The sequence below is a fragment of the Rhabdonatronobacter sediminivivens genome, assembly GCF_013415485.1.
GTDB lineage: Bacteria > Pseudomonadota > Alphaproteobacteria > Rhodobacterales > Rhodobacteraceae > Rhabdonatronobacter > Rhabdonatronobacter sediminivivens.
The window spans coordinates 1-4,168 of record NZ_JACBXS010000089.1; the positions used below are offsets into that span (position 1 = coordinate 1).

The 4,168-nt window shown below is 55.8% G+C and carries 4 protein-coding genes and 1 pseudogene; 2 read left to right on the forward strand and 3 right to left on the reverse strand.

Annotation, left to right across the window (positions count from 1 at the left end; genetic code table 11):
• Both HUK65_RS18060 and HUK65_RS18065 read left to right on the forward strand, forming a co-directional pair.
• Positions 1-371 (forward strand): hypothetical protein (locus tag HUK65_RS18060; RefSeq protein ID WP_235442264.1); only part of this gene is annotated, 371 nt, incomplete at its 5' end.
• Complete coding sequence (locus HUK65_RS18065; protein ID WP_179907648.1) at positions 287-679, forward strand: VOC family protein; 393 nt, start codon at positions 287-289, stop codon at positions 677-679. The genes HUK65_RS18060 and HUK65_RS18065, both read left to right, overlap by 85 nt.
• Positions 680-703: 24 nt before the next feature.
• On the opposite strand, the gene HUK65_RS18070 is transcribed toward HUK65_RS18065, so the two are convergent.
• From HUK65_RS18070 to HUK65_RS18080, 3 genes and pseudogenes are all read right to left on the reverse strand, one after another.
• Positions 704-1,192 carry a GNAT family N-acetyltransferase gene (locus HUK65_RS18070; protein ID WP_179907649.1) on the reverse strand — a complete coding sequence of 163 codons (489 nt, stop codon included), beginning with the start codon at positions 1,190-1,192 and terminating at the stop codon, positions 704-706.
• A 598-nt stretch (positions 1,193-1,790) separates the two neighbouring features.
• Positions 1,791-2,783 carry an AAA family ATPase gene (locus tag HUK65_RS18075; protein ID WP_179907650.1) on the reverse strand — a complete coding sequence of 331 codons (993 nt, stop codon included), beginning with the start codon at positions 2,781-2,783 and terminating at the stop codon, positions 1,791-1,793.
• A pseudogene (locus HUK65_RS18080) lies at positions 2,783-4,168 on the reverse strand (hypothetical protein); the annotation flags it as partial. The gene HUK65_RS18075 and the pseudogene HUK65_RS18080, both read right to left, overlap by 1 nt.

Genomic DNA, 4,168 nt, shown 5'->3' on the forward strand with positions numbered 1-4,168 from the left:
GGCCGATCACCCTGCGCGATCTGCTCAGCATGCGGATGGGGCTTGGTTTCATCCTGGCCGACCCCGCAACCACCCCGATTGCCGCACGGATGAATGCGCTGCAGCTGGCCCCCGGCCCGCATCTGTTCGGCAAGGATGCCGATACCTACATGGCACGGCTCGGATCAAAGAGGGGGATTCTGGTTGGAGGGGTGGTCGAAAAGGGCGCTTTGCGGTCATTGCTCGAAAACGATTGGCACTGGATTGTTCATGTTTTATTCTATGTGGGCATCACAGAGAGGTCCCGATGTCCATCATCAGCCACATTACGCTCGGCACCAACGATACTGAACGCGCTGGACGCTTCTATGACGTGGTTCTCGGCGTTCTAGGTTTTGAACGACTGCCGAAGCCTCCGGGCAAACCGCCTGCCTACAAGAATGGCGGTATGCCGACGATTTACCTTTATCCCCCGGAAGATGGCCGTCCTGCAACATGGGGAAACGGCACCCACATCGCATTCATCGCCGAAACGAAAGATGCGGTTCATACCTTTCATGAGATGGCACTGCGCTTGGGTGGAAGCTGTGCAGGTAAGCCCGGACCCCGTCCGCACTATGGCGACAATTATTATGCCGCCTACGTCCGTGACCCGGATGGAAATAAGCTGCAAGCCGTCTGCTACGTCACCGATGGATGACCGCTTCTCTAACCGGGCATTTGGTCAGATCAGGCGCCGTGCCATAATTACCTCATCAACCTCCTCCCCATCGTGTATCATCCCTGCCGGAATGACTCCGATCTTCCGGAAAGCGTTCCGCTCATAGAAGCGGATTGCCTGGCTGTTTTTGCTGCTCACATTCAATTCGATTTGCGAAATTCCGTTCTGCACGGCAAATTCGGTTGCCGCCGTCAGAAGGCCCTCGGCAAATCCTTGACCCCGGGCACTGGAACGAAGGTAGACCATGATCAGCGTGGATCGATGCTTCATCTTCCTCGCTTTCTGCCGAAGTAAGCCCATGATGCCGACTGGCTCCCCGGCCTTGAATGCCACAAATACCGGCAGTTCCAATCTGGCGGCCCATTCCTCGTCAGACAGGGATGCCCAGTCTTCTAAACTGCTGGCGAAAGCTGCTGGCTCCAACCGGAGTGCTTCCATTCGAATGGTTTTGAGCACGCGAACATCATCACTGGTAAGCTGTCGAATTTCCATGGTAATCTCTGATTGTCCCACTTTCTCAGGAAGTTCTACGAGGAATCGCCTTGTGCAACAATGACCGCTTTGGGCTCTTTCCGATGGCAGGGCCCAGAGACATGCCATTCCCTGTCAAGATCCGACTCATCGTAAACCACCAACCCCACGAGAGTGGATGGCTTGTCCTGAGGGGGCGGGGTCAGCGGTCTGGTCCTCGGCATCAAACACTGACTTCCACCGGAAAAGCCGCTGTTTGGACGCCGGATGACCCAAATCCTCAAATATTTATTTTTAATCGGACGTTTAACAAAAAGAATCGACGAGACTTAAATTAACTCTTGACACGGTGCGCAGCAAAAACTGCCGTTTTGCGCATTCATATGCCCCTCATACAGTGTGGATGGGGCATATGAATGCGCACCTGAGTGATTCGCAGTAAATTTCCCGACCGCAAGTATATGTTTTTAAATATCTATTTTCGAACGAAATTGCAAGGTGGGGCAACTACATGCACACCGGAACCATAACCATGCACACCTTGAACGAAACCGACAAACAAAAAGGGGCCACACGATGGGGCCCCTTGTTCGTCGCGATGTTCGTTTGATTGTCTTGATCAGGAATCCTTCTGTCCTCGGGACTTCTTTTTCCTTGTCTTTTCGATCATCTCCAGGATTTTTGCGGGATCAAAATTGTCCCGATAGTTTTTCAAGGTGAACGGTGAGTAGCCCTTGGGGAACCCGGAAATTTTCGAGAACGACTCTGAAAAATGATCGATCGTGCAGGTCTTGTCCGAGGTGAACGCGGCAAGGCAGAACGCCTCGATCAGAAGTTCGATTACCAACCCCCAACGTAAACATGCCGCGAAGGACAATCGTTCCAGGAAATCCTCGGTCGCGAGATCATCGATTTGCAGACCAGCCTTGTCGGCATAGCTGAACAAGAGGTGAACTAACTCATCCTTATCCGCGGATCGGGACAGGTCGATCCCGTTTAAACGCACGGCCCGGAGCAACCGGTCGAGTTGCTCCTCTTTCTTGATCTGGGTCGCAAGGCTCGGGATCCCGGAGAAAATCAGCATCAAGGGCCAGTTGTGGTCCTTGAGGAGCGACTTGAAATTATCGAGGATTTTCTGGTTGGTCACGGTGTCCGCGTCCGTGAAGACGTGTTGGCATTCGTCAAAATGGATGCCAACTACGCCCTGAAGCTCCGCGACTTTCTGGACCTTCGCCCAGATCTCGGCTTGGGAATGACGCCCCTGCATGGGATATTTCAAAACCTTCAGAATAGCGCCCCCGAGGTCTTTCCAGGTGAGTTTTCCCGACAGAACGCAGGACACGATCTTAGCGGGACGGCCATCGGGCATGATGGTCGTCCCGTCGTTGAAGGCCTTCAACATCGTCTCGATCTCGGTCGATTTCCCCTGGCGGGATTCTCCGATGACAACGATGCCCCGCGCCTCGAACCGTCCCCCGATGGAGGCCTTTGTGTAATAGTCGGTGGCGCACCATGTCAGGGCGTCGCGAAGGTTTTCGGACCGGATGAAGGGGAACCGGGCCTCCTGAAGCGGCAGGCGGACATCCACGAGGGCTTTATTGATAAATGACATTATTTCAACTCCTTGAGATTTGCCGGGCGGGCCAGTTTTACGACCTCTTTCGGGACCGACGGATTACGGGGTTTCGGGGACGAGGGCGGTGTGTCCGGGGACGTTTCGGGCTGATCCGGAGACGCGTCCTCGATCGTGCCTGGATCCGGGTTGACCTCGTCATCCTCGAACGGATCCGGATTGAGGCTCCCTTCAATGACCGAGGGCTCGTCCCCGAGCGCGAACACCGCCCCACCCGGAGCAGGATTGGTGATCGCATCCGGTGCCGTCGTCCCAGGCAGCGTCTCTGACCGGATAACCCGGGCGCCAGCGAATACGGCTTTTGCCATCGCCTTGCACTCTTCGATGGTGGTATAGTTCCGTGGAAGATCATGCTCGACCCCGATCGTGGAGATCTCGTCGAAACGCCTGATCTTCGCCTGCATCAAGCGATCATGATAGATTTCCGAGGTCTCGGGGTCCTCGCGCCGATATTCGGCCATCAGCTGCAGCACCTCCCCGATGGTCATGTCCGCGAAGACAGTCATCTGCAGATGGACCTCGATGGGATCGCGATAGCCGGGCATCAGCACGGTCGCGATATTCAGATTGTCCGGGTCCACGAATACCTTGACCTTCCCTTCGAAGAACTGCTGGTCCCGGATGATTTGCAGCTCGTCAGAATTGAACCAGATGCCACCGAAGACACGGACACCCTCATCGGAAGGGGTGGCCTCGACCTCCCAGCCCAGATGGATGCGCCGGGTGTTCGGATCGGGCAGTTCCACCTGACCCCGGGTCCGGTTGATCTCCTGATAGACATCCCAAGGCCGCCGCCCGCCCTTGCCGACCCCGTAATGTCGCTCGAACGGATACTCATCGACCAGATAGCGGGTCAGCATCCCGTAAAGGGTTTCCACATCAACCACGCCGTTCCGGATAGCGTCATAGCCGGGGAGTTCCCCCGGACGCCGCCCAGTGTAGCCGGGCATCAGCTTGAAGAAACGGGATTCCAGCGTTCCGAATACACGCTCATCCGGCGACCGATCTTCCGGGCGATATGTACGGGTGGTGGTGTTGATCGTGTCTATGCCCATCAGAGATCCGATAACCGTCGAATTCCGCAGGCCGGTCCCGTTATCATTGCGCAAATACAGAATTCCGCAACCCCGGGCCGGCTCGTTCAGGCATCCATAGCGCCGCTGTTCACGGGTCTTGTCACGGGTCGCCATGCGCAGCAGCGCAAGGGTCGCCTCGGCATTGGGGTTTTCGGTGATGATCCAGGCAAGTGGCATCCGGCTCGCAAGGTCATACAAGATGATGATATGCTGTTGATTGTCACTGAGAACTGACCCGGCAGCCGCCAAAATTGTCACTGAGAATTGACCCATGTGCAACCTTGCTCC